This window comes from Mesorhizobium sp. M0771 (genome assembly GCF_040320155.1).
Taxonomy (GTDB): Bacteria; Pseudomonadota; Alphaproteobacteria; order Rhizobiales; family Rhizobiaceae; genus Mesorhizobium.
Map to the genome: position 1 here is coordinate 1 of NZ_JAMYPC010000014.1, position 25670 is coordinate 25670.

The following is a 25670-nucleotide window of genomic DNA, read 5'->3' on the forward strand; positions in this document are numbered from 1 at the left end:
GGGCTCGTCGTGCTTGCTGCGGGGCTTTATGCGTTCCAATGCCTGCTCGACATTTTGCGCGCCCGCGTGCTGCTGCGGATTGGCGAGCGTTTCGACGGACAGTTTTCCGGACGCGTTCACGATGCGATCGTTCGCCTTCCGCTTTCAACGCGCATGCCGGGCGACGGCTTGCAGCCGCTTCGCGATCTCGACAATGTTCGCGGCTTCTTAGGTGGAAACGGTCCGACAGCGTTCTTCGATCTGCCATGGATGCTGTTTTATCTTGGCATTTGCTTCCTCCTTCATTTCTGGATCGGCATGACGGCACTTATCGGGGCGGTCGGTCTCACATCTCTGACACTCCTTGCCAACACTCTCTCGCAAGGGCCGATAAGCGATACCGTTGCCCACAACATGGCACGCAATGGCCTGCTGCAAGCAGCGCGATGTAATGCCGACTTGCGCCTGCAGGTGCAATCGGCCATTCTTACCGTCGGTGCGTACCTTGTCGTCAGGCAGGAGGCTACGGCCGGGGTCATGATTGTCAGTTCGATAATGATGGGGCGTGCGCTGGCTCCGGTCGATCTGGCCATTTCAAGCTGGAAACCCTTCCTCATTGCGCGCCAGAGTTGGGCGCGGCTGGAGGACCTCTTGGAAAGGGTTCCTGAAACCGCTCCTGTTGTGCCTATGCCTGCACCTGAACGCGAACTGCGCTTGGAAGGCGTGACAATCGTTCCGCCCGGCGAAAGCAAGCCGACCGTGACCGGCATTGCGTTTGCCATTCAGGCGGGAAGCGCACTCGGGGTCATCGGTCCATCGGGTTCGGGCAAGTCGACACTCTCGCGCGCCATCGTCGGCGCATGGACGCCGGTCGCCGGGAAGGTTCGCATTGACAGCGCAAGCCTCGATCAATGGGACCGGGAAGCACTAGGCCGTCATATCGGCTATCTACCACAAGGTGTTGAACTGTTCGACGGCACCATTGCCGAAAACATTGCTCGTTTTGAACATGATCCTGACCCTGAGGCTATTGTCGCCGCGGCAAAAGCAGCGGGCACGCACGAACTGATCCTCCGATTTGAGCACGGATACGAAACTCCGATTGGTGAGGTCGGATCGGCACTTTCCGCCGGGCAGCGCCAGCTTATCGGTCTTGCCCGTGCCCTTTATCGAGACCCTTTCCTTGTTGTGCTGGATGAACCCAATATCCATCTCGACGCGGAAGGCGAAGCTGCAGTCGCTAAGGCGATCGCCTCCGTGCGCGAGCGCAAGGGCATTGCGGTTGTTGTCTGCCATCAGCCGAGCGTCATCCGCGCCGTGGATTTGGTGTTGGTGATGGAAGGTGGACGGCAGCGATCATTCGGTGCGCCTTCCAAAGTCCTGAAGGCCATCGAGTCTACGCAGGATAACGTGGCAGAGCGCGCTGACATGGAGGATACCGGTGTCCGGCATTGATCAGAACAATGACGTTTCAAGCTCCATTCGCCGCCACCTGGTGGCGGGCCTTCTGGCGAGCGTGATCTTTGTGGGAGGAGCCGGAGCCTGGGCGACCTTCACGAATCTCTCCGGTGCGGTTGTAGCGTCCGGACACTTTGTCGTCGTTTCCTATGTCAAGAAGGTGCAGCACCCGACTGGCGGGGTGGTGGGAGAAATCCTTGTGCGCGAAGGCGATAAAGTAAAAGCCGGCGACATCCTCATGCGGCTCGATGCCACCCAGGCGCGCGCTAATCTCGCCATAGTCACCAAGCGGCTCGATGAGCTGGCCGCCTACCTGGCAAGACTCGATGCTGAGCGTGACGATCTCGCGGAAATCCCCTTCCCGGACTGGCTACTCGCCCGAAGAGATGTTCCGGACGTAGCTTCGGCAATAGATAGCGAGACGTTGCTGTTCGAATTCCGCAGGCAATCCCGCGACGGGAAGCAGGCGCAATTGGCGGAACGCATTACTCAATATCACCACGAGATCGAAGGACTCAAGGCGCAGGAAATTGCTTGTGAAAAAATGATCCAGGTTCTCCAAAAGGAAATTGCTGTTCTAAGTGGGCTGCGCAACCAAGGCATTGTCTCGGACCAACGGTTGAACAGCCTGAAGATCCAGGTTGCCACTTTCGGTGGCGAACGCGGTGAGAAGATCGCAGATCAGGCACAGACGGCAGCCCGCATAGCCGAAACGCGCCTCCAGATCCCGCAGATCGATCAGGATTTCAAGTCGGAAGTGGGCCAGGAGCTCAGAGAGGTTCAGGCGCAGGTCGGGGAGTATGTTGAGCGCAAGGTGGCGGTTGAACAGGAACTGCGGCGGATCGATATCGTCGCGCCGCAGTCAGGCACCATTCAACAACTCGCAGTTCATACGGTCGGCGGAGTGATTACGCCCGCCGATCCGATCATGCTAATCGTGCCGGAAGGCGACGATCTTGCGCTTGAAGTACGAATCACCCCGAAGGACATCGACCAAATCCAGCTTGGTCACAAGGCCGTGCTGCGGATGTCAGCCTTCAATCTGAGAACCACGCCGATATTGAACGGATATGTCAGCCGGATCGCAGCGGATCTGGCGACGGATGAAAAAAACGGCATTTCGTACTACCTGGTGCGCCTGTCGGTTCCGCAGGCGGAACTGACGAAGCTCAAGGGCCTGACGCTCGTGCCCGGTATGCCGGCCGAAGCAATGGTCCAGACGGGCGAGCGTACGGCGCTTTCCTATTTCGTGAAGCCGCTGTCGGACCAAATCAGTCGGACATTCCGGGAGGAATGAAATAACCCACCAGAATATATTGTTGGTATTTCTGTTGGTTGTCCGCAGGCCATGTGCGTGGTAAGATCTGAAAGCACAGACATTTCCTACTTGCCCCTGGGCACCACTTGTTTCTGTAATATTCAGCTCATGTTACACCATGTAGCAACTGAGTATCCTTGGTTTCCGACGGTTTTTACTGATGCGCGGCTGATGGACGCGACATGAAACGCGACATGAAAAACCCGCCACCAGCAGCAGCGGGCTGTTCGTTTCTCTTCTGCGGAATGAAAGTCAGTCAGTGCCGCGTGGCTGACATCGCCTCGAACATATCCCAAGCCGCATCTCGGTTTCGGTGCTTGCCGGGAATGGGGACCCAGCACTGCTTCGCAAAGATCCGAGCTTCTAGATCGTCGTCAGGATGCGTATCGGTGACAAGCGCCGCCCAGTCCCACTTCCGGGCTTCGCGGCGCATCACGTCGACCACAAACCAGCCGGAAGGCGGTCGATCACGTTCGGTCGTTCGCATGGCAGTTTCCTTCTGAACGAAAGATCATTGCCGTTCACTCAGCGGCCTGAAGTCAACGCCGACAGTCTGCAAGACGAGCAGCGCACGCGTGGCTGGCGAGGGCACCGTTTCCCATGTCGGGCTATAACTCTCGGTCATCGTAGCGGGAAATGGTAATGCGCCGCAAGAGTGTTGCAGGGCACGAGGGCTGTTTGGCGGTAGGGGTTGCGCTCGCCAGGGTAGATGTCGCGCATAAGCAGCAGACGTTCGAAGAACAGCCACTCACTGTAGGCTTGCAGCAGTTCCTCCTGGGAGGGCAGAGGCGCCGGTTGCGGCGAGACATGCGCCGCGGCCGCGCCTCTTATGCCCGGAATAGAGGCGATGGCACCGAGCAGGGCGCGGGAAAATCTTCTAAGGGAAGGCAGCGGCCATAGCTTCGCCGGCCTCCAGAAGAGGGGTGTTAGGCATTTGGGTCTGCATTTGCGATAACGTTGCACTAATGGTATAAGGCTGCACGTATCGTACAGTCGCACTTTAATGTAAGGTTTAACTAAAATGAAAATTTCGCCATCTCAATGCCGGGCAGCCCGGGCGCTTGTTGGATGGTCGCAGGATCAGCTGGCAGCGGCCTCCCAGGTGGCCAAGACGACCATTGCCAATTTCGAAGCTGGCAAGCGGACGCCATACGACCGCACGTTGGTCGACCTGCAGGCCGCTCTGGAGGCTGCCGGGGTTGAGCTCATTCCGCAGAATGGAGGAGGCGCCGGCGTGAGGCTCGCAAAGCCGTAGCCGGGCCGGCGCTTGCGTTCGCGCTCAACCGGCGCGAAGCTGCCTTTTGAGGAACGGGAGGGCATACGTATGGCAATCAGCTATCGGGCGACGACAACGATCCGGCTCAACACGGATGGCATATGGGGTGCTTGGATGTTGATCGTGTCTCCGCTGGTGCAGGCGATTAGCTGGTACTACTATTTTGCGAAGCCGGACTATGGATGGCTCGGCCTTATTGCCCTCACCAGCGTGACAGTGCCCTGCGGCTTCGTGCTGCTACTGATCGGCCGCGACTATGACAGTATCGTCGGCGAGACGAACTGACGCCTCGCCGATGGATCGGCGCGATGCCCAAGGACAATACGTCTGGCATGCAGCGGGGGGAGGAAGACCTAGGCTGGCGCGTCCCGATGGGCTTTGCCGCGTCGCTCTGGCTGCATTCCTGCTTGGAAGGCATTGGCCCGACTACTCGACGATCTGCCGAGATGGCCAAGGCGGCGCCATTTGCGCCGGAGAATGGGATCGGCGCGGATGTGGCCTGGATCGGCCAGCTGAGCACGGAGGGGCGTTGGATCGTCATCTCTGGTGATCGACGCATTACCCGGAACAAGGTCGAATATGCTGCATTTCGAAGCTCTCGGCTCGTCGGGTTTTTTCTTTCGAAGGGCCTCTACAAGGCTCCGGTCGTCAAGCAAATGGAGCGGCTACTCGCCCTTTGGTGCACGATCGAAAAGCAATCGGAAATTGTCGCGGGCGGCGCGATGTTCGAACTTCCAATAAAGAGCACGCGCATCGAGCAACTGAAGGTGTAGTCTAAAGGCAATCGCTACACTTTCGCTTTCCGCCAGCCCGCCCACCACGCTTCCCATTGTGAGCAGAACCAGCGCTCTCCTCGAGCTGGGTTGACGCGCGTAGCAGAGTAATATTCCTGCCCCGGCATATGGTAGATATGCTCGCCGCGCTCGTTAATGTTGCCCTTGATATCGCAGCCCGCCTCGCGGACAGCCGCGTTGCTGGCCGACGAATCGCCGCCATGGTGAACGCGCGGCAGCTCGTGCCGATCGTCGCCGACTGCAAGATAGCCCGCGGAAGTCGCCCCGAGCATCACCAGAACGGCGGCGAGACGATAGCGGAAAAGCGAGCGCCACCAAGGCCGTCGCCTCTCCAACCTCCTGGCGTGAACAGAATTGCCCATGATCCCTTCCCCGAGGCGAGAATGCATCGTCTGAAGCCCGGAGTCCAGTATCAGGCCGCAGCGCTGTAGCCCGCTTCCTTGATGCGGCGCCCGAGACGCTACAGGCGCGAGACATGGTCGGCATGACCGCTTCCCTCCTGATGGTGGCGCTTGGCGCCTGGCCCTATCGCTCCCGTGAGAGTAGGCCAGGAGGTCAGGAAGCGTGGCATGTAGGACTATGGTCCGCGTTGCGGCGAACCCCACCAAGCGGAGATCGCCAATGGCCCAGAACCAAACCTTCCGAACAGCTTTCTCGGGCTGAAATCCGAGCGCTTTCTGGCGGCAGCCGAAGCGGCTGCAAAAGAGCATCGTCGGGCCGCTTCTGCGATCGATTGCGCTCAGAAGACGGAAACCCGTCAACTCCACAATACAAGTATTTGGCCCGGAACATTAGTGGTCCCTTAAGCACTTCTCCACAATCGGTACTTGTCCGGCTTGGCGCGTTTTGCTAATGAGTCCGTACAAACGGGGGTTTGGATAATGTCGAAACGCAATTTCCTGTCACCAATGGCCTTGTCGGCCACGATGATTCTCGGCGGCCAAGTTCAGGCTGCAGTCCTTGTCGAATCGGCAAATCAGCCTTCGACCAAGCTCGCTGAAGCTGGCACTGTCCCGGCGGACCTCGGCTACGGTGAGGTGCTAGACCGCTCAAATGGTACGGACGTTATCATGGCGTACCACACCAGCCATTCGAGCCATGCTAGTCACGGGTCTCACTGCTCTGGCTACAGCTATTGTTGATGGCGGACACCCCTCGCGAGAGCGAGCTCGTCCAGACTGCCCAAGTCAAGTTTGATCTGTCAGTCTTCAGCCTCGACTGTGTAAAGCGCGCAGCGTATCGGGTAACCGGCAACGCTGCGGTTGAGATCACGATCGAGGGCGGCTTCGCAGTATGCACGATCAACTTCAGCAAGGCGGCCGCGCGAACTTCGGCCGACGCAGCGGTAGAAAGACTGCGGCTAGAGGTCTTGGATCAGGACCTGCGTAGCAGCATCGCCGCCGAAACCGCCACTGTTAGAAACGCGATACTGGCGCTTGCGTTTTCCAGATCGGGCCTGCAGTCCGATGACTAAGTTTGCTCCGGCAACTGAGTTCCAACGACCGTTGGACGACACTTATCAGCTCGCGTACTTCCGTTTTTCCCAGTTGGACGACGAGCGGTATGTGCTGACCAACCAAGCGGGCGAATATCTGGTATTGCCGCGCGCCGTGCTGGCTTCGTTTATCAGGCACGAGCTTCCCAGCACACACCCCGCCTACTCCCGCCTGCGCAGCAGGCAGTTCCTCTTTGATGCATCCTCCAATATCGGCAAGGAGCTGCTGGCGCTGAAGGTTCGGACCAAGGCAAGAAGGCTTGAGAACTTCACCTCCCTTCACATCATGGTCGTGTCTTTGCGGTGCGAGCACTCCTGCCCCTACTGTCAGGTATCTCGCCAAAGCGAAGATCGTTCAGCCTTCGATATGTCAGAGGAGACTGCCGAGAAGGCGTTGGCGCTCATTTTCCAGTCTCCAAGTCCGGCTATCAAGATCGAGTTCCAAGGCGGCGAGCCGCTTCTGAATTTCCCGTTGATCCAACACGTCGTGCATCGGGCTGAAGCGATCAACAAGGTCGCCGGGCGGTCGCTGCAATTCGTCATCACGACGAATCTCGCCGTCATCACCGACGAAATCTTGGAATTCTGTCGCGAGCACAGGATTCTAATTTCAACGTCGCTCGACGGACCGGCCACTCTTCACAATGCGAATCGACCGCGCCCGGGAAAGAACAGCTACGAATTGGCTGTGGCAGGTATCCACAAGGCCAGACTGGCTCTCGGCCATGAACGCGTCAGCGCACTTATGACAACGACCAAAGCCAGTCTTCCACTGGCGCGCGAGATCATTGACGAATACGTGCGGCTAGATTTCCCCGGAATATTCCTTCGGCCGCTTTCCCCTTACGGCTTCGCGGTCAAGACGAAATCCTACGCAGCCTATGACGTGGACCGCTGGCTCGATTTCTACTTCGACGGGCTGAATTACATCCTGGAACTGAACCGTAACGGCATTCCTTTCAAGGAGTTTTACGCGGCCACCATCCTTACAAAGATGCTCACGCCTTTCGAGCCAGGATATGTGGATCTTATGAGCCCGGCAGGCATCGGTATCTCCGCCGTTGTCTATAACTATGACGCCAGCGTCTACGCGTCCGACGAAGCACGAATGTTGGCCGAAATGGGCGACAAGACATTTCTGCTCGGGAATGTCCACGAAAACACGTACGCGGAGATTTTCGGGTCCGACGCTCTCCTCGATCCTATCGAGCAATCTTTTGCAGGCTCCGTACCGATGTGCGCCGACTGCGCTTACGAGCCGTTCTGTGGCTCCGATCCAGTATTCCATACCGCAACGCAGGGCGACTTTGTTGGCCTCAAAACGCGGTCGGGATTCTGCAATCGCAATATGTCGATCTTCAAGAGGCTGATCGACCTTATGGAGAGGGACGTTACCGCCCGAGAACTCTTTCTAAGTTGGGCGAATTAGGATGTTGCGACTGAGTGGCTTCGCTGCGTCAGCAAGCGTCGGTGATTTCTCACAGCGAGTGGCACTTAGGCTCGTGACGGGCCAAGCTGACCAAGCGCCTAACCGAGAACATGATGCGTATCTTTTCAAGGGGCAGACGTTTCATCCTGAATGCCAGTGGGTTGTCACCTTTGAGGAGCATCGGCCGGAAGCTGAGCGACTGTTTTCAGACCGACGACTAGTCGTTCTGCCCCACGAGTTCGACTACCTTAGCGAAGGAGACGTCATCCGCTTTGTGCCGGATCGGAAGGCAGTGCGTGTCCTGTTCAGAAAGGATGCCAACGCGAACTATTTCCTCGTAACGGAGCGGTGCAACCACCTGTGTTTGATGTGCTCCCAGCCACCCAAAGACGTTGATGATCGCTGGTTGGCGAGGGAGATTTTGGATGTGCTGCCCCTGCTGCCCGTAACGACCCCGTTTCTCGGGATCACTGGCGGTGAGCCAACGCTGGTGGGTGAGGACTTTTTTGACATTTTGTCATCAGCTCGTGACCACCTTCCGTCTACGCCGGTTCATATTCTTTCCAATGGCCGGACATTCAAGGATCGGCAATTCGCAGAGCGCTATCAAGGGATTGGACATCCTAGTCTTTCGGTCGGCATACCGATCTATTCCGCCGACCCGGAAGTTCACGACTACGTGGTTCAGTCCAAAGGCGCCTTCGATGAGACCGTCCGCGGGATCATGAACCTGAAGGCCGTCGGGGCTGAGGTTGAGATACGAGTTGTCGTTCACAAGCAGACCTATGAAGGTCTCGTCGACCTGTCAGATTTCATTTTTAGAAACCTCACCTTCGTAGACCACGTGACGTTTATGGGACTGGAGATCACTGGCTTCACAAGGGCAAATATGGATAAGCTCTGGATGGACCCGTACGACTATCGAAGTGAGTTGCGGGCGGCTGTGCAATATCTGGCTGCGGCTAGGATCAATGTTTCAGTCTACAATCACCAGCTCTGTCTTCTTGATGGCTCTATCCACAAGTATGCAAAGCGATCGATTAGTGACTTGAAAAATGCGTACATGAACGAGTGCACAAGCTGCTCCAAGCGCGCCGAATGTGGTGGCTTCTTTTCATCTAGCCACCTTGCACGAAGCTCCCATATCTCGGCGTTTCAAACAAAATAGAACATCAGATTGGTTGAAAATTACCAAAGCCGTTCGCCCGGTGGGATAACCTAGCCTAAATCTTAGAAATACAATCTGTGCGCTGCTGACTCGGATAGCGATTGGAGAGAATATGACCTTCGATTTTAAAAATGCGTCCAAGGCGGAGCTTCGAATTGAGTATAAACGTATCGCCGATGAAATCGGCGACGATCAATTTTTTACAAAGAAAGAGCTAAATCACCTTCCGGAGATTCTTTCAGACGGTGAGCAGGTATTGGCATTCACTTCTGGGCTCATGGACGGCGACACGTGGCTCATCACCCTGACAGACCGACGTATCATCTTTCTCGACAAAGGAATGATCTACGGCCTGAAGCAGGCCAGCATAGGCCTTGACAAGGTAAATGCTGTTAGCGGCAAAACGGGGCTCATCTTTGGTTCGATCACCATCGAAGACGGAGCTTCGCAGCGGCACATCAGCAACGTTTGGAAGAAGACTGTTGTCAAATTCGTCAATAAGGTTAGGGATGCACTGGAGCAGAGAAGGCAGCCAGCTCCAGTCTACAATCAACCGCAGGGTACCGACGTGGTGTCAATGCTTGAGCGTCTCGGCGCTTTGAAGGCGAACGGAATCATCACAGATCAAGAATTCGAACAGCAAAAAAGAAAAATACTGGCGGGATAATGGAATTTATATGGGTCGTTGTCGGGATTATACTCTTCGTCTCTATTTATTTTTGCGTCGGCATCACCCTGCGCGTCATTTGGGAGTGGTGGATACTCGTTATGTCGACCCCATCGCTTTTTGCGGCAGCTCTGCTGTACGGGTGGATTGGTGCACTTGTATCCATAAGCCTTTGGGCCTGGACGCTTACCTTGAATAACTCGTGGCACTCGAGTGCGGTATATTTCAGAGGCGCAGATTGGCTTGATAGGCGGTTTAATTTCAAGGATACCTAGCCGCTGCGGTTCCTTGCGCCCAGAGCCGTTATGACTGTTGGCGGGGCTTTAGTTTTTTTGTCGAGGAAATTCAATGAAAGTAAACGTCATCGGATTGACGGCAGCATTTCTACTCGGCTGCACCGCTTCCGCATACGCTGATTGCTTGGGTGAAAGCGACTACAGGGTCTGCACAGATTCCTATTCCGGTACGAATGGGGATCAACATGTGAGATCGTACGATACCGAAGGGAATAACTATTCGATTGACACCGAAACTCTTCGCTTACCGAACGGAGGCCAAGAGGTCACCAGTAGCGATAGCGAAGGAAACTCCTACTCCATTCGCTCCTGGACAGACAGAACCGGAACTCATTCCGTGGACACTGAAGGCAACGAATGCACCATCACGCCATCAGGTACGATGATTGGATGCGGGGAATAGGTGCGATGCGATGAAGAAGTTCGGCGTCTTTGGCTGCACTGGTTGCGTAGCCGCCATTGTCATAGCGTGGCTGCTCGGTGTGCGCATATTGGTAGTTCAACCGATCGGAGCCATTCCTGAGGGTGTAACTGCCATAGTATATGGGGTTCCGGATCTGCATCTCGTTGACAGTCCGGATGCCATCTGCCAACGAACCCAAGGGGGCGTCAGTCTCCTATGTAGAGGAATGACAGCTGCGGCAATTGCCAACCACGGCAAGATCCTTGCTCGGCTACCCTACAGCGAGATGCTTTTTCGTCTTAGCGGCGCTCCCGTTCTTGACCGGTAAGCCGGACGGCTTTCGATTTGCGCATATGTTGTTGTTGCACATCAGGGTATACCTGGAAGTGACACCAAAGCGTCGGGTTCAGCAGGGTTGCGCTGGGCAGCCCGGTCAGCGTCCGACACTTGCGGACGCTCCGTTATAAGACATTCCCTCTTCCTCTCGGGGGCGCGCGCGCCACTGTTCGACCCGCTCGTCGACCCATCCTACGGATGGAGGCCAGGACTTCGACTTGCTGGCCGTTTATGGACCGGCCGCTGGGTTGCTTTTCGGCATCGGCACACCAAGAAGCTTTGGACGCCTACGAGGTAGTGGCAGCTCGCTGAAGCGCCTAGCTCGCCTAATCACTTCGGATAAGATCGTCGTAAAGCGAGAGATATACGAAGCTCCGCCAAACGGGGGGTGCGGCTCGCAGCAGCAACAAATTTGCATCAGGCTTCACGGAAGCTCTTGAAAAGATTGCCGGGCGCAAAGACCATACCCCGCCGTGGGACATGGCCGTGCAGTTGGGGGGTGCTTGTGAGGCCCCACTCTGCCTAAGATATAGGCATATTAGCAAACGAGCAAATTATCTCGCAATGCCACCTTGAAGGCTCAACCGCGAAGCCAACTTAATTCCGAGAGAGCGGACGGAACTGGTGAGCGCTTTGTCGAACCCCGGAAGCAGTGAGCATCTTTGGGCTTCGGACCTTGCCGACCTGCGCAAGGAGTTTGGAAAGTTTCGTCAAGAGCGCGGGACAACGCCCCTTGAGTGGGACGAGCACACCAAGCTGTTCCTTGAAGAACGACGGGAACGCCGCCGGGAACCGGATTTGTCCGAGCCGTTGGGGAATGGCTAGGCTAGCGTCGCGATCATCATTCACCTTCCGACGTGGGGGTCTTGTTGTCAGCCCTATGCACACACCCCCCCGGAACTTTTGCCGGGTCGCCGTGTTCGTTGGTGATGACGAAAATTGTTGACCTTGGACCGCCTAAGCCCGGCAAGCCACATGACGCTGACTGGCCGGAGCATTTCCATGCGTGCCCCATCTGCGGCCAGCAGGTCGACCGACACGACTTCCGGCAGGTGATGTGACACGAGCAGCCCGATCACGAGCCGCTCGATCTCAACCAATAAAAAGCCTGCCGCCCTTCCGGCCGCGCGGGCGGACGACAGAGACGTCACACCGCAAGCCTCACCAGCAATGGAACAATCGGCCATCACCGTCGCGGCCCTGAGGGTACCCAGCCGCAGGAGGGTCCTAAAGCCGCACAACCTTGTCGAGATGCAGGCGTATCCGCTGGCCTTCCGCGAAGGCCAGTGCGAACGATTCCAGGGCAAATGAGCGTGAAATTTCCTGGTCAGTTTCAATGACGCGGACGACCCATTCGCCACTGGCTCCGACCACTTCCACGCAAGGCGCGGCCTTGCAGATTGGCACCACGTTGCCCATCACGTCCTCCCTACGAAAAGCAATGGCGAGTCGACTTAAAACCGTCGTAGCCGGTAGATCTATAACAAATTGCATGTTCGGATCGGAAGAACCAACCTGGATGGGCAATACGACCGGGGGCTAATGCCACTTCGGTCAGGCGAACCCTCCGGGGAACCTCCCGTGAGATAGCCTCTGCTTCAGGTCGTTGGCATTCAGGATGGCGGCCAGCTCTTCGGCATACTCCATGTCGGGAAGGTCGACAGATGGGTGGCCCGCTACAATAGCCGGCAGCCCGGTGAACACGTCGAATACCGTCCACGTCCCATCCGGTTCCTGCCTTTCGTCGTACCGCAGAGTTGCCATGAGGGGATCATATAGTCACCCTTAGGTGTTGGGAATATTTGGTCCACGGAGGCTCGCGATGCGGAGCGCTGAGTTCGCCGCTTTGAAGATTGCCAATCTCGTCGACAGAGATCAGGCCGCTCAATCTGCGATCGAACTTTATGGGATGGAAGCACCGACCGCCGTGGCGCACTGCGCTTTGGAGGCGCATTTCGACGGTCGACCAGATGACTACCGCTTTTGGTGCGATGTCTTTCCCAACTGAGAAAACCAAACTGACGGAACTTTGCCGCAGCATCTTGTTCGGTCGCGCATGGCTAGAATAGCCGACCTTGGACCGCCTATCCCCGGCAAGCCACACCAACCGCAGGACGGTGACTATCGATTTCACGCATGCCCGATCTGCGGTCAGCAGGTCGACAAACGCGATTTCCGCCAGGTGATGTGGCACGAGCGACCAGATCACGATCCGCTTGAACTGGATCAGTGAGGCAGGAACAACTTGGCAGCCTTCAGGGCCACGTCACACTAGGAAGGAAAGGCCGGACCCTTTGCCGCCGGCCGGTGAACCTTGTGGTTCCAAATTCGTCCTCGACCTTCGCAGTGGCTGCATCGCCCGTAATGTCGAGCGATGCGACTGCCCAGTTGGGGCTGGTGTTCGGCGGCAAGGCCGCACTCATCACCTCGCCGACATAGGCATCGACACTCAGCCATGGAGCTCGAAGAGATCGCGGCTATCTACCCGTTCTATCAGCAAACCGGGTATGGGCGGAAAGTGGGCGTAGGCCGACCATGTGGTTGTCGACGCCGAGATGCGCAGTGCTGGTATCGGCGCCAAACTGATGGGGCGGATCGAGAAGGAAGCAGCGCGTTTCGGCTGCGACATCACCCGCATCTCGATACGAGCGCACACACAAATTCTACAGCCTAAACGGTTAGGCCGATGATGCGCTCGTTCTGGTCAGCCACTGAGTGCGTGGGCCGAGGCAGAGTTCCCACAATATGCTGCGCACAAAGTAGCGACAGAGCGGGCCTAGAAGCGACATAGCGCCGGGTGTGAACGCGAACGCAGCCGGCGCCCGAATGCGTTCAGCGAGCGCCGTCGCGTCCACCTTGCCTTTCTTTGACGGCCCTGTGTTCAGCTTCCCACGGCAACGCGTGGAAGTCGGGCTGGTGCCCCGCTTCACGGTAGCCAGCCTGAGTGAGTAACTTGCTTTGTCCCGCTCCACAACGCAAACAAACGGCGGATTCCCCAAGCACCTATAAACGCCTACAGCTTTTTCCATGCGACAGGTGTGCTGCGGGTGCTCGAAGATGTCGTCCTTCATTGCGATGACAGAACAGGGAGCGAGGACAACTCTTTTTTTGATTGCAGAGAGAGTCTGGGCGGGCTTCTTAGCGCGTCGATTCGCTTCGAGGCCTCGGCTTTGCTTAGATCTTCGGCGTAGCTTCTGTCGTCGCCCGCCTGCTCACATCTGGTGTGGTCACTGCGCTCGGCTACGGCACCACGGGGCTTTCTATAGGTCAGCGGGTGTTCGGCCTCGCGGACTGGCATCGCGACGGCACCCTCGCCGAGTATGTTGCCATGGAGGCCCGTAACCTCGCGCCGCTGCCCGGCGATGTCGACTTACGGTGGGCGCTAGCCTGCCGATCTCCGGCCTAACTGCATGGCAGGGGCTGTTCCAGCATGGCCGCATCAAGGCCGGGCAGAGCGTTCTCGCGCATGGCGCTGCCGGTGCCGTCGGTTTGATGGTGGCGCAGCTTGGCAGGGAGGCTGGAGCCTATGTGATCGGCACCGGGCGTGCTGCCGACCGCCAGAAAGCGCTCGACTTCGGTGCAAATGAATTCCTCGACCTCGCAAAAGACACGCTTGAAGATGTAGGCAGCGTCGATCTGGTGTTCGATGTCATCGGCGGCGATATCCAGAAGCGATCCGCAACGCTCGTCCGCGTCGGAGGTATCCTTGTCACAGTCGTCGGACCATCGGACATTCGAGCTGCCGATGGCCTGACCGTTGACTTCGTCGTCGAGGCTGATCGCCCTCAGCTCTCTGAGATAGTGCAGCGGATCCGCGATGGACGACTGCGGACGAACATTGGCAAGGTTTCGAGCTTGGATGATGCCATCGGCACCTTCAACTCAACGGACCGACGCGCAGGAAAGACGGTTGTCCGCGTTCGTCCGTGAGAACTTGGGAGAGGAGGCCGGTCCTCTCTCCGTATGGCCGCCTCTGGCAGCTGACACGGTGAGGTGCAAATCAGCGCCTGTCGCGGGATTTAGCCATCGTAGGGCGGTGTTTGCGGGAACCTGCTTTGTACGTTTCCGACTCTTGCCTTTTTCGGAAAGTGACCCACAGAATAGCTGATTGAGGTTCTATCTCTCTGGGAGGATGGGATGGACATTCAAGCACCTGTTCGGCCTGCGCAGCAAACGGCCAAGGAGCTGGTCCGCGAGGTCCTGTTGGGCTCTCAACCCGGCGACATTATTTCCGTCAAAGCGACCATTGTAGCGGTCCGTGAGCGCGGCGGCGATCTTCTCGAAACTGACTGCCAGTTAGTCGAAATGATCGTCAAATCAGCCTCCGTTTGCGGACTGTTCATCGCCTTTGACGTTCGAGAGGCGTGATGCCCCACCGTTGGTTCAACCCTCCAGTTTTTGTGAAGACTGAGCGCCCGGGGCTTACCGGGTTGATGCCGCCGCCGAGGAGCTCCTAAAGTGGTCCAATCGTGGCCCCAAGTGGCGGCTGGCGGCCGAGGCTTGCCTATCTGCGATGGATGGCAAAATGCCGGGTAATGACTTCCGGCTGCTGTTCGAAGCCGCGGCTGATGAAGAGGAGATGCTGCTGCCGGATTAACAACGCTATACGACGAGACCATTCGGGTCTGTTCGCGTTGCGAATTCACCGGCAACGGGCATCTATGCCGTCCGGCTACCGAGCGACGCCCCAGATGGACAGTTGTTCGCCGGTGGGCGTACCATAGGGCCGGGGGGTGACCGATGGAGGTCACATGGTTGATGAAGAGCATCGCCGCGAACGGAGGCAGCGGGTGCTTAAAGGCGCCTCAATCATCAGCGGAATTACAAACTCCGAGATCAGTTGCACCATTCGGAACCAAAACAGTGGCGGAGCTGAGCTCAAAGTCCCGGTGGAATCGCGTGTCCCTGAGCGGTTCGTGCTTTACGTGCCGACCGACGGCGTTGCCTACCAAGCAGTCCTGCGGTGGCGCAGGAACGACCGAATTGGGGTTCAATTTACAGGAACGTTGCCAAAGCCGCGTCTCCACTATGGCTAAAGCGGATGCCCGGGATGCACAGACTCGGGAATTTGGACTCCGGCGCTCCACACGTGTTCCATGGCAGTCATACTTTAGAGGTTACCCCCCGGCGAACCTTCGCTTCAGGTCGACATGGTCAGAAGGCTGAAGATCACGGGAATATTCCTCGTCCAGATAGTTAGCCAGACGCCCACGCGCTGCGGGGGTACCCAGTGAAGACATCAAACACCGTCCCGCTTTCGGCGGGTTCCTTCCTCAGGTCGTAGCTTTGGGAAGCCATGCCGTCACTAGGTAAGTCTGCGGTCCAGTTCTCAAGCAGTGATCGACATTCCTGTTGGAATGCGGGTTCTACAGCAGATTCGGTTTCAAGGATCGCGAGGGGTTGGCTCAATGCATCATGAACGACCCAGCATTCTCAGAAACCGGCACCCGTCTGCGCAGCCTTATCGTGCAGATAGGTAGAGTCAAAATCTGCGGCGCGAACGAGCCCTGCCCAGTCGGGCGCATGAAAACGCGAGCCAAGGGTAGATATCAGACCGTCGCGTCGAAGGTCCTGAAGCACTCGGTTCACGTGCACGGAGGAGAGGCCTAGTGCGTCGCCAAGTGCAGCCTGCGTTATCGGGAGATAGGCCACATTATCTTCAATGCGACCGACCGAGCGAAGGCGGACAATAAGTTCGCAAAGAATGTGAGCCATACGCGAGTAGGCGTCGCGCCTTCCGACGTTGGTGACCCACTCTCGATAGATCGCCGCGTCGATCACAGTGGAGCGCCAAAACACTCTCGTTATCGAAGAGTGCTGGTCGCAAATGGCGCGAAGATCGTCGTGCCGCATGAAGCCCACTCGAGAGGGCATCAGAGGGGTGAACGTGCAATCCATGACCGACAAATGCAAACCATGCAGGTCGGGAATGTCGCCCGGAACAAAAAAGGAGGATATCTGACGCTTGCCCTCCCCGGTTAGTTTGGTCGACCCTATCAAGCCGTCAAGAACGACGAAGGAAAGGCTCGGCTTATCGCCCTCGCGCAGAATGTCTTCGTTGGCCTGATATCTCTTCTCCTGAATCGAGATGTTCCCCAAGGTCGCAATGTCTGATTCTGCGAGTTCCGAGATGGCTTGGAGCTTGCGGATCAACATTTTGAAAGAAGGATCATGTGCCATCAAGAACCTGTTCGTGTTTGCTCTCAACTTTTAGTTGGCGCTAATGTTCCCGCTGCCTAGGGAGACGAAGGCCAATGGTCAGTGCGTCGATGATGCAGGCAAAGTTCAGCTGTCCTCAATCCTTTTCGCCTGCCGCACCCTGTTCGAAACGGCTGGATCACAACCTGCTTTCCACCGGATTAACGAGTGCTATTGCGCGCCAGGAACCTTAAGAGTTCGCAGCCGTTCAACTGATGGGGCGCACGAAGCAGGCTTTCAATGTCATCGGGTTCCGTGCTGTTCGTGGAGACGTCGAGAACTCTCCGGGAGGCCGGGTTCGAGGTGGTCGCCGGCTTAAGGGGCCTTGAAGCGATTGGGACTTTCGGTCGTGAGCCGGAGCGAGTTGTGGCTCTCCTGACAGATATCAGACTTGGGGACGGCCCAAGCGGGTGGGATGTGGCCCGGCACCTCCGAGGCGCCGATCCTACTATGCCAGTTATATGACAGCGTTGGTCGATGCCATGGCCTGCTACGCAATTGACCGACATCAAATCGACATCCTGTCTCTCGGCTGCGTTGAATTGGAGTTCGCCTTCACCAAGGGCCAAATCGCCAAGGGCGGTATCAGGCACTGGCGCGAGATCATTTCTGCCGCCATGCGCCTGCAAAGCCAGAATGCACTGGGCCAAGCTGGGCTGCTGGTAGGACGAGACCGTCTACTACGCGTCGACGGAGCACCTATGAAGTCTAATCCGATCGACCTCGACGACTACACCCGGTCCGCCGCAGAGTTACCTGTTTATTGCTGCCTCACTGGTCAAGCAACATGAGGAACGGCTGGCGGCGCTTTTCGCTGCGCCGCGTCCACCCTACAAAGCGGTGTATGGGCCAAGGTCTCAGGACCCGTAAATAGCCACCTGTTCTTCGCACGATGTCGGCTTTCAGAAACCGCCTAAAGCGATCCCGATATTGGGCGCAATGGCCATCCGTTCTGATTAAGTCGTCTTGGCCAGCCGTGGTCTTCACTCGACCCCGCATGATGAGGTATGACCAAGAAGGATGTAGACTCAACCGGAAGAGACAAGGTGCAGGTGCAAGGCATTGAGAGAAATAGCAGGAACCGAACCAATCCACAGGAATATTTTGTTGGTATTTATGTTGGTAGCAGATGCGGAAACATTCCCCTAAGTATCTGAAAGCAAAACGGGATTTTCTTCACTTGAATTCCGCCTCTGGGCACCATCACCCTAGGGTCCATTCCGGACACATAGCTGAGCAATGCCTCCGCGCTGCACATCGCGGTGTCAGCGCCGCCAGTGAGTTGAACTCCGCCTGCAGCCATCCGAAACGCCGCGCCGATTAGCGCCGGTTATTTCAGTCCGAACTCGACCGGCGTCGGCTGACCGCCGGCCGGCCCATCGAACAGCAGAAGCGCGCGCAGCCTGCCATCGGCCTCGCCGAGCGGCAGCAGCGCTTCCGGCTTGATCTCGGCGCCATAGCCTTCGAGATCGAGAAGCTTATCGGCCTGATCGCCATCGGAGAACACTGAGTAGTCGCCGAGCTTGATGGGCTGGCCTTCGGGCGGGTCGTTGACGGGACCGGCGAGCACGAGCAGCTTTCCCTGATAGGCGAGAAGATCGCGCACGCCGCGCGCATGTCCCTCGCCGTCGACTCCGAGTTCCAGCTTCAGCAGGGTCGCGCCGCCCGGCCCGTGATCGAACAGCATGCCGAGCGGCACCGACAGGATGACGGCCCGGTTGCCCTCCAGAACCGGCCCGCGCAGCCCCGCCAAAAGGGCGCCGTCGCGCACCGCCACGCCCTCTATGGTGAGGCCGTTTTCCTCAAGCGGGCTTTGGGCGAAGGGCGCGAGCTCGGGCTGGGCGCGCACGATTGCCGGCAGTTCCGTCGATCGCCTCTTTTCCGGCTCGGCCATGAGCTTGCCGGTCGTCATATCGATCGAATCGGGCGCAAAGCGAATGCGGAAAATCTCACTGCTCGCCATGACCCTCGCCTCGACCTCGGCGGCGGCGTCGACGCCGGATTCATGGCGCGGCCGGCCATGTGAACCTATGACATAGAAGGCTCCGCCGGCGAAGGCCACGCCCTCGGCGTCCAGTTCGAGAGGCTTGCCGACGAAACTTCGTCGATCAGCCGCACGAAATCCCCGGCGATCAGCTTACCGTCCTGCAGGATGATGATCTGTGCCCCTTGCGTCTCGTCATCGGCAATGAGGCAAAGCCGCGGGAAGCCACTTTCCGTCGCGCAGGCAATGCCGCTCACATCCTTGGAATTCTTGCTCTCCGATCCCTCGAGATTCTTCGGCTTGCCTGTCAGCTTGCCCTGGATCGTCCAAGGTTGCGGAGCCTGCGCAAGCGCCGCTCCGCTCCAGCCAACCGCCAGGCACGCAGCCACAAGCGAGGCGCTTAGTTTGCGAGAGTCAATCGACCATGTCATGGCGCTCAATCCATCCGCCCGCCCGTCAAGAACATGCCAAACGCGCGATGCGGCACAGCCGTCGGGAACGGGTGGAGCAGACGATTGACTTGCTTTGTCCGTTTTGAACAGCTTCTTCCGAGCGCGTCGTATTTAAACGGGATCCTGCGACGCACTTCAAGTCTTTGTCTCGATACACGCTCAATTCCTTCCATGGCATTCAGGTATTTTCGAAGACGCTGAAATAGCCACTGGATTTTTACAATAGATCAAAGTAACCTTCTCCTGTCGGCTTCTCACTTTTGAATGATCGTTGTCTATTTTCGTGCGGCGCAGTAGCACTGTGCTGGGCAAATTCTGATATTTATGGAGGCACTGGCATGTCAGGCATTGTGCGCGTGTGGATTTTTGGAATGTCGGTGCTTTTCCCGATCGCCATGAATTCGCCGAGTGCCGCGAAATCGCTCGAATGTACCTATGAGGGGCAGGCTGGCGTCGATGGCAGCCGGCTTATCGAAATCAACACAGAGCATTCGAACTATTCTTACCAGATGGTCGCATCAAACCCCGAAGATCTTGAGGCAGAGGGCAGCACTTCCTCTGACGCCACATTCGTTGAACTGGACGGCGCCCTCGCCGCTCTCGTTCATGTGAAAGGTTTGATGCAAGCGGGCGAAATCACCACCGAGACGCCGGCCCTCACAATTTTTTACGCCGGAGCGGACGGTAAGTTCGTGGAGGTGACGGACGGGGCCATCGCCAAGGGTACCTGCGTGGCCGGCAATGGCGAGGAGGCTGCACGGCAAGAGGCGCCTTCCGATACTTCTGATCCTTTTTCAGCGCCTTGGGAAAATTCGCAGAACGCAATCGTGCTCGATCCGTTCAAGGGCAACGGCATCGTCTGGCACAAAGTAAAGACGGACCGGCGCGTCGCCGCGATTATTCACAAGGCGACGCAGGGGCTCGGCAGAGATTCCGCATATGCCACCCGCAAAGGCGAGGCAAAGGCGCTCGGTCTCAAATGGGGCTCATACCACCTCCTGACAAAAAGCGACGTTGACCGGCAGATCAGCAACTACCTCCAGGTGGTCGGAAACGATACGACAGAGACCCATGCCGTTGATGTGGAATGCCTTTCCACGTCCTCAGACTGCCAGGATGGAACGTTCAAGGTCACTTTCGTGCAGATCGAGAGCGCGCTTCGCAGGATGAAGTCGGAGACTGGACGGTTTCCGCTGCTCTATGTGAACCATTCCGTCGCCAAAGAGCTCTCCCGCCACTGGCACGGCTCGACCGAGTTCGGCGGCGTCCCGCTTTGGTATGCACGCTTCAAGCGGCACGTAACCGACTTCCCCGAAGGGCCTTGGCACGGCTACACGCTCTGGCAATTCTCCAGCGAGATAAACTGCTCTGCTGCTTCCTGCCCATACCGAGTACCGGGGACCGACCCTGACATGGACCTAAATGTCTACGGGGGGACCGTTGCGGCACTTCAGGCAGCGTGGCCTCTCGATCATTGAGTAGGCCGGGAAGCCACGGCCTGTGCCCCACAGCACGATTTGAACTGACTTGAGCGGTGGCCGCTCAAGCCTAGGCGTCGCGTTCAACGAGGATATCGGCCTCGATCGCCGCATTGACGAAGGCAGCGCGGGCATAGTGCGCCTCTTTCAGGCCTTCGAGAACGCCGAGGCAGGCCTTGCGGGCGGCGACGTGATAGCGGCCCGTCTTCGCGGGCCAGCGGTTCATCAGGATGTCGGCGGCCTGCGCCACGCGCTCCACCTTGTAGATGGTGTTTCCGGACCTGCCGAGCGCCACGCGAACCGGCTCATCGACATGCTGGTCTTGCATGCTTCCCCTCCCGAACGCGATCGCGAGTCAATTCGGCATGCACTGAAATGGTTCCAGAAACGAAAGAAGCCCGCCAGCCTGAGCCAGCGGGCTTTCTGTTGATCAGCAAGTCTCGCGCTCAGTGGAGGTCTATATCAAGTCTCGTCAGTGGATGGCGGAACGTCAATGGTTCCGCCGCCACCTGACGTAGGCGAAGCAACATGCGCCGCAAGTTTGCCCTTCCGGTGCAGGACCGGCTTTTCGTATACTTCTTTCATTGAAATATGCCCCAAGGCCCAAACGCCCGGCGCAACCCGCGCCTCCATCAGCCCAATGTCAAGCAAATACGAAAACCGGCGCAACGCGAATGACAGGCTTGCAGCGATAGGAGATGGCGGCGTCCAACATTTGCCGCCCAATGAAATCACTTTGCGCCCATCGGCCAAATGGCGGATTCGCTTTGCTTGGTGATCCCCTCCACCTAGGGCAAACTGCCTGCCGGGGCTGCAGGAGGAGAAATGCGAGCACGCGCAGCTACGATCGGCGATCTCGAAAGTGTCTTCCGTGATCTGTCCACGCGGATGTCGGACGAGTATGTGGCCGCCGGCAAGGACAGCAAGGTCGCCTACGACAATCTGATGATGAATTTGAAGGAAGGCCGAGCGCACGCGCTGGTCGAGGGCGACAAGACGGTGGCGATCGTCGCCTGGCACGAGAACAGCGACGCCGCCGACACGCTGTTTGCCGCGCAGGAGGGTTTCTTCAGCGCCGCGACGGTCCGCTTCTGCAGGCGCCACATCCGCCACATTCAGGCGCTGGCCGGCAACCTTCCCATCCACTCGCGCAGCTGGCTGCAGCGGGCCGACGTCGGCAAATGGTTCCGTGTCATCGGTTATGTCGAACGCGGCCGAGAGAACGGCGCCACTGTGTTCGAATTGCCGCCGGCACGGGGAGCGTCAGCTGCGCGGGCTGCCTAGGGCTGCGCACCCACGGATGCCATCACGGAAAAGCCCCCGCCAGGATGGCGATGGGCCAATATCGCCTGCAATGGGCTCATATCGGGGGCTCAGATATCGGGCTGATCCAGCGCCTCGAAAATCACCCGTTCCAGCGGACCGAGATCCTCTTCGATCTCGCTGACCTCAAGGCCTAAATGCCGAGCATCCAGGGCAGCTCGCGTGGTTAGGGTTCGAGCCGTTGCCTTGTCGGCAGGCAGTTCGCCCGGCAGGTGCTCGTGGATCCAGCCCTGCAGGAAATCAACGCCGCGCTCGCTCATCGATTTATCCCTTCCCTTATCTGGGGGATCATTCCCCCAGAATGACCCCAGAAGCGACGATCTGAGCCGTCAGGCTGGTGAGCCTGCCTCGCTTCACGAGCGTCGGCTTTTGGTAGATTTTCTTCATGGCGGTGCCTTTCGCGACAAATCGCTCGTCGGCAACAACGTCCGTCGCGGGGCAGCGTTCCATGGCGGGCTGTTGAGCCCGACCCCCTGACACATCGTATTTGAGAACAGCCCCGCTCCCGCGACCCGTGATGTTGATGCCGCGGCAGGTTGCGAAGCCAATGCGGGGCGTGGCATTTGTCGATGCCGATCATTGGGATGGCAAGCAGGACATGGCACGGCCACCAGACATCGCCCGACACCAGGCCGCCAAGGCAGGCGTTAGCCTGAACCGGGCGCTTTCCAAACTCGGCCTGTGTTCGCGCAAGCAGGCCGAGCTGCTGATAGCCGAAGGGCGCGTGCGGGTTGGCGGCAAGGTGGTGCGCGATCCGTCGCTGCGTGTCGATCTCGGCCGCGACCGCATCGCTGTCGACGGCGAGCAGATCGTCGGCGAGGCAAAAGTCTACCTGATGATCAATAAGCCGCGCGGACAGGTCACCACGCGCGATGACCCGCAGGATCGTGGCACCGTCTATAACTGCCTGGTGGAACTGGAGTTGCCTTTCGTGTCGCCGGTCGGCCGCCTCGACAAGGCCAGCGAAGGCCTGTTGCTGATGACCAACGACACGCGCTGGGCCAACCGCCTGCTCGATCCGGCCTCGCATGTCGCCAAGACCTATCATGTCCAGATCGGCACCGCGCCCGACGAAGCGATGCTGGCGCGCTTTCGCGACGGAGCGATCGTCGACGGCGAACTGCTGACCGCAAGTTCGATCGAACTGCTGCGCAGCGGCGGCCGCACTGCCTGGCTGGAAATCGTGCTCGACGAGGGCCGCAACCGCCAGATCCGCCGCCTGCTCGGGGCATTCGACATCGAGGTGCTGAGGCTGGTTCGGGTGGCGATCGGCGGTTTGCAGCTCGGCGAACTCGCCAAGGGCAAGGCGCGGCATCTGACATCGGAGGAATTGGCGGTGCTCGCGCGTTAAGAGGCAGGCTTGCCGCGAAACCCTACTTCTGGTTCCACCTGCGTATCACCGGCTCGCTCAGATCGTGCTCATAGCCGAGGATGCTGAGGCTCGCGGTATCAAGTACGAAGTGCGCACCGCCTTCGGGTGGCAGACCGAGCCAGCGCGCGGCCAGCACGCGCAGGAAATGCGAGCTTGAAAACACCAGCACATTGCCCTCGATTGCCCGCAGCCCGGCGATGATCCTGTCGGCCCTGGCGCCAACATCCGCTACCGACTCGCCGTCGGGACAGCCGTCACGGAACAATTGCCAGCCGGGGCGCTGCACAAGAATCTCCTTGGTCTTAACGCCCTCATAGGCGCCATAGTCCCATTCCTGCAGGTCGTCCTTCTTGACGGCAGCAGCGCCGAAGCCGGCAAGCGTGCAGGTGCTGAAGGCGCGCTGCGACGGGCTCGACCACACCGCCTGGAAGGACAGATCCTTGAGCCGGTCCGCCACGCCGCGAGCCGCCGCCTCGCCCTTTGGCGTCAACGGTATGTCGGTGCGGCCGGTGTGTTTTCCCGAAGCGCTCCACTCCGTCTCGCCGTGACGGACCAGATAGATCTCGGGGTATGCACTGCTCATTCGCCGGCCTTTCGGTTGAAAACCGCCGACATCCTAGCCGGGAAGCTTTGGCCAACACCAGCCGCCATGCGCGCCAAAACAAAAGGCCGCAACGGGCGAACCGGCTGCGGCCTTGTGGCGAACGTCTGCGTTCAGTAATCAGGCGGGCTGCAGATCGCCCGACAGCGCCAGGTCGGCTTCCTCGGACAATGTGCCGGCCATGGCGGCGGCGAACTTGGTCTGGTCGAGTTCGCCTTCCCAGCGCGCCACAACGATCGTCGCCACTGCATTGCCGACGAAATTGGTCAGCGCTCGGCATTCCGACATGAAGCGGTCGACGCCGAGGATCAGTGCCATGCCGGCAACGGGTACCGTAGGCACGACAGAGAGCGTGGCGGCCAGCGTGATAAAGCCGGCGCCGGTGATGCCGGCGGCACCCTTGGAGCTCAGCATGGCAACCAGCAGCAGCAGGATCTGGTCGCCATAGGTGAGCGGCGTGTCGGTCGCCTGGGCGATGAACAGCGCCGCCAGCGTCATGTAGATGTTGGTGCCGTCGAGGTTGAAGGAGTAGCCGGTCGGGATGACCAGGCCGACCACCGAGCGGTTGCAGCCGGCGCGCTCCATCTTGGCCATCAGGCCGGGAAGAGCGGCTTCCGAGGACGAGGTGCCGAGCACCAGCAGCAGCTCTTCCTTGATGTAGCGGATCAAGGCGAGGATCGAGAAGCCGTTGTACCAAGCGACAGCGCCGAGCACGACCAGCACGAAGAGCAGCGACGTCAGGTAGAAGGTGCCGATCAGAAAGGCGAGGTTGGCAATCGCGCCGATGCCGTATTTGCCGACGGTGAAGGCCATGGCGCCGAAGGCGCCGATAGGGGCGGCCTTCATCAGGATGGCGACCAGGCGGAAGATAGGCGAGGTCAGCGCCTGCAGGAAATCGACGACCGGGCGGCCGCGCTCGCCGACCAGAGCGAGAGAGATGCCGAACAGCACCGAGAAGAACAGCACTTGCAGAATGTCGCCTTGCGCGAAGGCGCCGGTGATGGTGTCGGGGATGATGTTGAGCAGGAAGCCGACGATGGTCGTGTCATGCGCCTTCTCGGTGAAGGTGGCGACCTTCGAGGGGTCGAGCGTCGCCGCATTGATGTGCATGCCGGCGCCCGGTTGGACGACGTTGGAGACGACCATGCCGACGACCAGCGCCAGGGTCGAAAAGACCAGGAAATAGATCATCGCCTTGCCGGCGACGCGGCCAACCTTTTTCAGGTCGGAGACGCCGGCAATGCCGGTGGTCACCGTCAGGAAGATGACCGGCGCGATCACCATCTTGACCAGCTTGATGAAGGCATCGCCGAGCGGCTTCAGCGAAGCACCGAGTTCGGGATAGAAATGACCGAGCAGCACGCCGGCGGCGATCGCCGTCAGGACCTGCACGTAGAGATGACGGTAAAAGGGTAGCTTGCCGCGCGGTTCGGCGGCAGCGAATGCTAGCTGCATGACGTCCTCCATGGCGCCCCGATCGAAAGCTCGACCTCCCGGGGCAGTTGTTTTCCGCAGCCTTGCGACTGCTGTATTGGTCACTGCAACTGCCGTGCCAGACTGTGCGGCATACCGCAGCCATTGATTTTGTTGGGTATTCGTCCGATCGAGGCTGCTGCCGCTCAACGCAAGTGCGGACATCCGCA

At 58.6% G+C, this 25670-nt stretch carries 31 protein-coding genes and 2 pseudogenes; 19 read left to right on the top strand and 14 right to left on the bottom strand.

Annotation, left to right across the window (positions count from 1 at the left end; all coding sequences use genetic code 11):
• The coding region (locus NKI05_RS20490; RefSeq protein WP_352793029.1) for a type I secretion system permease/ATPase at window positions 1-1434 on the top strand (1434 nt) is incomplete at its 5' end.
• Entirely contained in the window at window positions 1421-2734 is a 1314-nt protein-coding gene (locus NKI05_RS20495; protein WP_352793031.1) for an HlyD family type I secretion periplasmic adaptor subunit, read from the top strand. The genes NKI05_RS20490 and NKI05_RS20495, both read left to right, overlap by 14 nt.
• 277 nt (window positions 2735-3011) lie before the next feature.
• Here NKI05_RS20495 and NKI05_RS20500 read toward each other — a convergent pair whose 3' ends face one another.
• Window positions 3012-3242, bottom strand: coding sequence for a hypothetical protein (locus NKI05_RS20500; protein ID WP_031202508.1), 231 nt, complete (start codon window positions 3240-3242; stop codon window positions 3012-3014).
• Between the two features lie 534 nt (window positions 3243-3776).
• Here NKI05_RS20500 and NKI05_RS20505 point away from each other — a divergent pair.
• The 3 genes and pseudogenes from NKI05_RS20505 to NKI05_RS20515 form a co-directional block, all read left to right on the top strand.
• Window positions 3777-4004: pseudogene (locus NKI05_RS20505) on the top strand (helix-turn-helix domain-containing protein); the annotation flags it as partial.
• Window positions 4005-4079: 75 nt separating this feature from the next.
• Window positions 4080-4316, top strand: coding sequence for a hypothetical protein (locus NKI05_RS20510; protein ID WP_023687371.1), 237 nt, complete (start codon window positions 4080-4082; stop codon window positions 4314-4316).
• 23 nt (window positions 4317-4339) lie between these two features.
• Complete coding sequence (locus NKI05_RS20515) at window positions 4340-4804, top strand: PIN-like domain-containing protein (RefSeq protein ID WP_352793034.1); 465 nt, start codon at window positions 4340-4342, stop codon at window positions 4802-4804.
• 14 nt (window positions 4805-4818) lie between these two features.
• Here NKI05_RS20515 and NKI05_RS20520 read toward each other — a convergent pair whose 3' ends face one another.
• Window positions 4819-5187 carry a sunset domain-containing protein gene (locus NKI05_RS20520; protein ID WP_084566736.1) on the bottom strand — a complete coding sequence of 123 codons (369 nt, stop codon included), beginning with the start codon at window positions 5185-5187 and terminating at the stop codon, window positions 4819-4821.
• A gap of 779 nt (window positions 5188-5966) precedes the next feature.
• On the opposite strand from NKI05_RS20520, the gene hxsD reads away from it, so the two are divergent.
• From hxsD to NKI05_RS20540, 4 genes are all read left to right on the top strand, one after another.
• The gene (gene hxsD, locus NKI05_RS20525; protein ID WP_023672253.1) at window positions 5967-6299 is read left to right on the top strand and encodes a His-Xaa-Ser system protein HxsD; all 333 of its coding nucleotides are present in this window, start codon (window positions 5967-5969) and stop codon (window positions 6297-6299) included.
• Window positions 6292-7749: a His-Xaa-Ser system radical SAM maturase HxsB gene (gene hxsB / locus NKI05_RS20530; protein WP_352793037.1), complete on the top strand. Its 1458-nt coding sequence runs from the start codon at window positions 6292-6294 to the stop codon at window positions 7747-7749. The genes hxsD and hxsB overlap by 8 nt, the downstream gene beginning before the upstream one ends.
• A 1-nt stretch (window position 7750) precedes the next feature.
• Window positions 7751-8917 (top strand): His-Xaa-Ser system radical SAM maturase HxsC, encoded by a 1167-nt coding sequence (gene hxsC / locus NKI05_RS20535; RefSeq protein WP_352793038.1) that lies wholly within the window; start codon window positions 7751-7753, stop codon window positions 8915-8917.
• A 112-nt stretch (window positions 8918-9029) separates the two neighbouring features.
• Window positions 9030-9584, top strand: coding sequence for a PH domain-containing protein (locus NKI05_RS20540; protein WP_023672256.1), 555 nt, complete (start codon window positions 9030-9032; stop codon window positions 9582-9584).
• Window positions 9585-10245: 661 nt separating this feature from the next.
• Here the strand turns inward: NKI05_RS20540 and NKI05_RS20545 are convergent.
• The 3 genes from NKI05_RS20545 to NKI05_RS20555 form a co-directional block, all read right to left on the bottom strand.
• Complete coding sequence (locus tag NKI05_RS20545; RefSeq protein WP_352793040.1) at window positions 10246-10482, bottom strand: hypothetical protein; 237 nt, start codon at window positions 10480-10482, stop codon at window positions 10246-10248.
• Window positions 10483-11846: 1364 nt separating this feature from the next.
• Complete coding sequence (locus NKI05_RS20550; RefSeq protein WP_031202512.1) at window positions 11847-12038, bottom strand: hypothetical protein; 192 nt, start codon at window positions 12036-12038, stop codon at window positions 11847-11849.
• A gap of 135 nt (window positions 12039-12173) precedes the next feature.
• Window positions 12174-12383 carry a hypothetical protein gene (locus tag NKI05_RS20555; RefSeq protein ID WP_023672260.1) on the bottom strand — a complete coding sequence of 70 codons (210 nt, stop codon included), beginning with the start codon at window positions 12381-12383 and terminating at the stop codon, window positions 12174-12176.
• A 58-nt stretch (window positions 12384-12441) separates the two neighbouring features.
• Between NKI05_RS20555 and NKI05_RS20560 the strand changes: the two genes are divergently transcribed.
• Entirely contained in the window at window positions 12442-12627 is a 186-nt protein-coding gene (locus NKI05_RS20560; RefSeq protein ID WP_023687381.1) for a Y4oE-related protein, read from the top strand.
• Window positions 12628-13156: 529 nt separating this feature from the next.
• Window positions 13157-13309, top strand: a complete 153-nt coding sequence (locus tag NKI05_RS20565; protein WP_352496840.1) for a GNAT family N-acetyltransferase — start codon at window positions 13157-13159, stop codon at window positions 13307-13309.
• A gap of 377 nt (window positions 13310-13686) precedes the next feature.
• On the opposite strand, the gene NKI05_RS20570 is transcribed toward NKI05_RS20565, so the two are convergent.
• Window positions 13687-13917 carry a DUF3072 domain-containing protein gene (locus NKI05_RS20570; protein ID WP_156935977.1) on the bottom strand — a complete coding sequence of 77 codons (231 nt, stop codon included), beginning with the start codon at window positions 13915-13917 and terminating at the stop codon, window positions 13687-13689.
• Between NKI05_RS20570 and NKI05_RS20575 the strand changes: the two are divergent.
• The 4 genes and pseudogenes from NKI05_RS20575 to NKI05_RS20590 all read left to right on the top strand — a co-directional run.
• A pseudogene (locus NKI05_RS20575) lies at window positions 13840-14549 on the top strand (NADP-dependent oxidoreductase); the annotation flags it as partial. The gene NKI05_RS20570 and the pseudogene NKI05_RS20575 overlap by 78 nt on opposite strands.
• A 207-nt stretch (window positions 14550-14756) precedes the next feature.
• Window positions 14757-14987 (top strand): hypothetical protein, encoded by a 231-nt coding sequence (locus NKI05_RS20580; RefSeq protein WP_352793043.1) that lies wholly within the window; start codon window positions 14757-14759, stop codon window positions 14985-14987.
• A 118-nt stretch (window positions 14988-15105) separates the two neighbouring features.
• Window positions 15106-15216: a hypothetical protein gene (locus tag NKI05_RS20585; protein WP_352793092.1), complete on the top strand. Its 111-nt coding sequence runs from the start codon at window positions 15106-15108 to the stop codon at window positions 15214-15216.
• A 154-nt stretch (window positions 15217-15370) separates the two neighbouring features.
• On the top strand, window positions 15371-15655 hold the full coding sequence (locus tag NKI05_RS20590) for a PilZ domain-containing protein (RefSeq protein WP_084566741.1): 285 nt from the start codon (window positions 15371-15373) through the stop codon (window positions 15653-15655).
• Between the two features lie 397 nt (window positions 15656-16052).
• Here the strand turns inward: NKI05_RS20590 and NKI05_RS20595 are convergent, their stop codons facing one another.
• Complete coding sequence (locus NKI05_RS20595; RefSeq protein WP_352793094.1) at window positions 16053-16799, bottom strand: Crp/Fnr family transcriptional regulator; 747 nt, start codon at window positions 16797-16799, stop codon at window positions 16053-16055.
• A gap of 479 nt (window positions 16800-17278) precedes the next feature.
• Between NKI05_RS20595 and NKI05_RS20600 the strand changes: the two genes are divergently transcribed.
• Complete coding sequence (locus NKI05_RS20600; protein WP_023687386.1) at window positions 17279-17608, top strand: patatin-like phospholipase domain-containing protein; 330 nt, start codon at window positions 17279-17281, stop codon at window positions 17606-17608.
• Window positions 17609-18147: 539 nt separating this feature from the next.
• Here NKI05_RS20600 and NKI05_RS20605 read toward each other — a convergent pair.
• Both NKI05_RS20605 and NKI05_RS20610 read right to left on the bottom strand, forming a co-directional pair.
• Window positions 18148-18879, bottom strand: a complete 732-nt coding sequence (locus NKI05_RS20605; RefSeq protein WP_023816207.1) for a DUF3616 domain-containing protein — start codon at window positions 18877-18879, stop codon at window positions 18148-18150.
• The gene (locus NKI05_RS20610; protein WP_023816206.1) at window positions 18846-19232 is read right to left on the bottom strand and encodes a hypothetical protein; all 387 of its coding nucleotides are present in this window, start codon (window positions 19230-19232) and stop codon (window positions 18846-18848) included. Before NKI05_RS20610 ends, NKI05_RS20605 begins: the two co-directional genes overlap by 34 nt.
• Window positions 19233-19591: 359 nt before the next feature.
• On the opposite strand from NKI05_RS20610, the gene NKI05_RS20615 reads away from it, so the two are divergent.
• Window positions 19592-20731 (top strand): glycoside hydrolase family 25 protein, encoded by a 1140-nt coding sequence (locus NKI05_RS20615; RefSeq protein ID WP_023816205.1) that lies wholly within the window; start codon window positions 19592-19594, stop codon window positions 20729-20731.
• Window positions 20732-20801: 70 nt separating this feature from the next.
• On the opposite strand, the gene NKI05_RS20620 is transcribed toward NKI05_RS20615, so the two are convergent.
• A complete protein-coding gene (locus NKI05_RS20620) occupies window positions 20802-21059 on the bottom strand; it encodes a DUF982 domain-containing protein (protein ID WP_023703408.1) in 258 nt (85 codons plus the stop codon).
• Window positions 21060-21556: 497 nt separating this feature from the next.
• Here NKI05_RS20620 and NKI05_RS20625 point away from each other — a divergent pair, with 497 nt between their 5' ends.
• Complete coding sequence (locus tag NKI05_RS20625; protein ID WP_023669674.1) at window positions 21557-22015, top strand: hypothetical protein; 459 nt, start codon at window positions 21557-21559, stop codon at window positions 22013-22015.
• A gap of 89 nt (window positions 22016-22104) precedes the next feature.
• On the opposite strand, the gene NKI05_RS20630 is transcribed toward NKI05_RS20625, so the two are convergent.
• Window positions 22105-22314: a DUF768 domain-containing protein gene (locus NKI05_RS20630; RefSeq protein ID WP_023669673.1), complete on the bottom strand. Its 210-nt coding sequence runs from the start codon at window positions 22312-22314 to the stop codon at window positions 22105-22107.
• A gap of 28 nt (window positions 22315-22342) precedes the next feature.
• The gene (locus tag NKI05_RS20635) at window positions 22343-22504 is read right to left on the bottom strand and encodes a hypothetical protein (RefSeq protein WP_023669672.1); all 162 of its coding nucleotides are present in this window, start codon (window positions 22502-22504) and stop codon (window positions 22343-22345) included.
• Between the two features lie 148 nt (window positions 22505-22652).
• Here NKI05_RS20635 and NKI05_RS20640 point away from each other — a divergent pair, with 148 nt between their 5' ends.
• Window positions 22653-23405, top strand: coding sequence for a pseudouridine synthase (locus tag NKI05_RS20640; RefSeq protein ID WP_023816204.1), 753 nt, complete (start codon window positions 22653-22655; stop codon window positions 23403-23405).
• 22 nt (window positions 23406-23427) lie between these two features.
• Here NKI05_RS20640 and NKI05_RS20645 read toward each other — a convergent pair whose 3' ends face one another.
• Complete coding sequence (locus NKI05_RS20645) at window positions 23428-24009, bottom strand: histidine phosphatase family protein (protein WP_023703410.1); 582 nt, start codon at window positions 24007-24009, stop codon at window positions 23428-23430.
• A gap of 138 nt (window positions 24010-24147) precedes the next feature.
• Entirely contained in the window at window positions 24148-25482 is a 1335-nt protein-coding gene (locus tag NKI05_RS20650) for a dicarboxylate/amino acid:cation symporter (protein ID WP_023816203.1), read from the bottom strand.
• Between the last annotated feature and the right edge of the window lie 188 nt (window positions 25483-25670).

What these genes read in the sequence shown, in the direction of transcription:
- NKI05_RS20635 (WP_023669672.1), bottom strand. Translation starts at nt 22,504, where the DNA reads ATGGAACGCTGCCCCGCGACGGACGTTGTTGCCGACGAGCGATTTGTC.
- NKI05_RS20595 (WP_352793094.1), bottom strand. Translation starts at nt 16,799, where the DNA reads ATGGCACATGATCCTTCTTTCAAAATGTTGATCCGCAAGCTCCAAGCC.
- hxsC (WP_352793038.1), top strand. Translation starts at nt 7,751, where the DNA reads ATGTTGCGACTGAGTGGCTTCGCTGCGTCAGCAAGCGTCGGTGATTTC.
- NKI05_RS20580 (WP_352793043.1), top strand. Translation starts at nt 14,757, where the DNA reads ATGGACATTCAAGCACCTGTTCGGCCTGCGCAGCAAACGGCCAAGGAG.
- NKI05_RS20510 (WP_023687371.1), top strand. Translation starts at nt 4,080, where the DNA reads ATGGCAATCAGCTATCGGGCGACGACAACGATCCGGCTCAACACGGAT.
- NKI05_RS20570 (WP_156935977.1), bottom strand. Translation starts at nt 13,917, where the DNA reads ATGCCAGTCCGCGAGGCCGAACACCCGCTGACCTATAGAAAGCCCCGT.
- NKI05_RS20610 (WP_023816206.1), bottom strand. Translation starts at nt 19,232, where the DNA reads ATGACATGGTCGATTGACTCTCGCAAACTAAGCGCCTCGCTTGTGGCT.
- NKI05_RS20590 (WP_084566741.1), top strand. Translation starts at nt 15,371, where the DNA reads ATGGTTGATGAAGAGCATCGCCGCGAACGGAGGCAGCGGGTGCTTAAA.
- NKI05_RS20560 (WP_023687381.1), top strand. Translation starts at nt 12,442, where the DNA reads ATGCGGAGCGCTGAGTTCGCCGCTTTGAAGATTGCCAATCTCGTCGAC.
- NKI05_RS20620 (WP_023703408.1), bottom strand. Translation starts at nt 21,059, where the DNA reads ATGCAAGACCAGCATGTCGATGAGCCGGTTCGCGTGGCGCTCGGCAGG.
- NKI05_RS20615 (WP_023816205.1), top strand. Translation starts at nt 19,592, where the DNA reads ATGTCAGGCATTGTGCGCGTGTGGATTTTTGGAATGTCGGTGCTTTTC.
- NKI05_RS20500 (WP_031202508.1), bottom strand. Translation starts at nt 3,242, where the DNA reads ATGCGAACGACCGAACGTGATCGACCGCCTTCCGGCTGGTTTGTGGTC.
- NKI05_RS20630 (WP_023669673.1), bottom strand. Translation starts at nt 22,314, where the DNA reads ATGAGCGAGCGCGGCGTTGATTTCCTGCAGGGCTGGATCCACGAGCAC.
- NKI05_RS20640 (WP_023816204.1), top strand. Translation starts at nt 22,653, where the DNA reads ATGGCACGGCCACCAGACATCGCCCGACACCAGGCCGCCAAGGCAGGC.
- NKI05_RS20540 (WP_023672256.1), top strand. Translation starts at nt 9,030, where the DNA reads ATGACCTTCGATTTTAAAAATGCGTCCAAGGCGGAGCTTCGAATTGAG.
- NKI05_RS20645 (WP_023703410.1), bottom strand. Translation starts at nt 24,009, where the DNA reads ATGAGCAGTGCATACCCCGAGATCTATCTGGTCCGTCACGGCGAGACG.
- NKI05_RS20600 (WP_023687386.1), top strand. Translation starts at nt 17,279, where the DNA reads ATGACAGCGTTGGTCGATGCCATGGCCTGCTACGCAATTGACCGACAT.
- NKI05_RS20520 (WP_084566736.1), bottom strand. Translation starts at nt 5,187, where the DNA reads ATGGGCAATTCTGTTCACGCCAGGAGGTTGGAGAGGCGACGGCCTTGG.
- NKI05_RS20625 (WP_023669674.1), top strand. Translation starts at nt 21,557, where the DNA reads ATGCGAGCACGCGCAGCTACGATCGGCGATCTCGAAAGTGTCTTCCGT.
- NKI05_RS20515 (WP_352793034.1), top strand. Translation starts at nt 4,340, where the DNA reads ATGCCCAAGGACAATACGTCTGGCATGCAGCGGGGGGAGGAAGACCTA.
- NKI05_RS20550 (WP_031202512.1), bottom strand. Translation starts at nt 12,038, where the DNA reads ATGGGCAACGTGGTGCCAATCTGCAAGGCCGCGCCTTGCGTGGAAGTG.
- hxsB (WP_352793037.1), top strand. Translation starts at nt 6,292, where the DNA reads ATGACTAAGTTTGCTCCGGCAACTGAGTTCCAACGACCGTTGGACGAC.
- NKI05_RS20555 (WP_023672260.1), bottom strand. Translation starts at nt 12,383, where the DNA reads ATGGCAACTCTGCGGTACGACGAAAGGCAGGAACCGGATGGGACGTGG.
- NKI05_RS20650 (WP_023816203.1), bottom strand. Translation starts at nt 25,482, where the DNA reads ATGCAGCTAGCATTCGCTGCCGCCGAACCGCGCGGCAAGCTACCCTTT.
- hxsD (WP_023672253.1), top strand. Translation starts at nt 5,967, where the DNA reads ATGGCGGACACCCCTCGCGAGAGCGAGCTCGTCCAGACTGCCCAAGTC.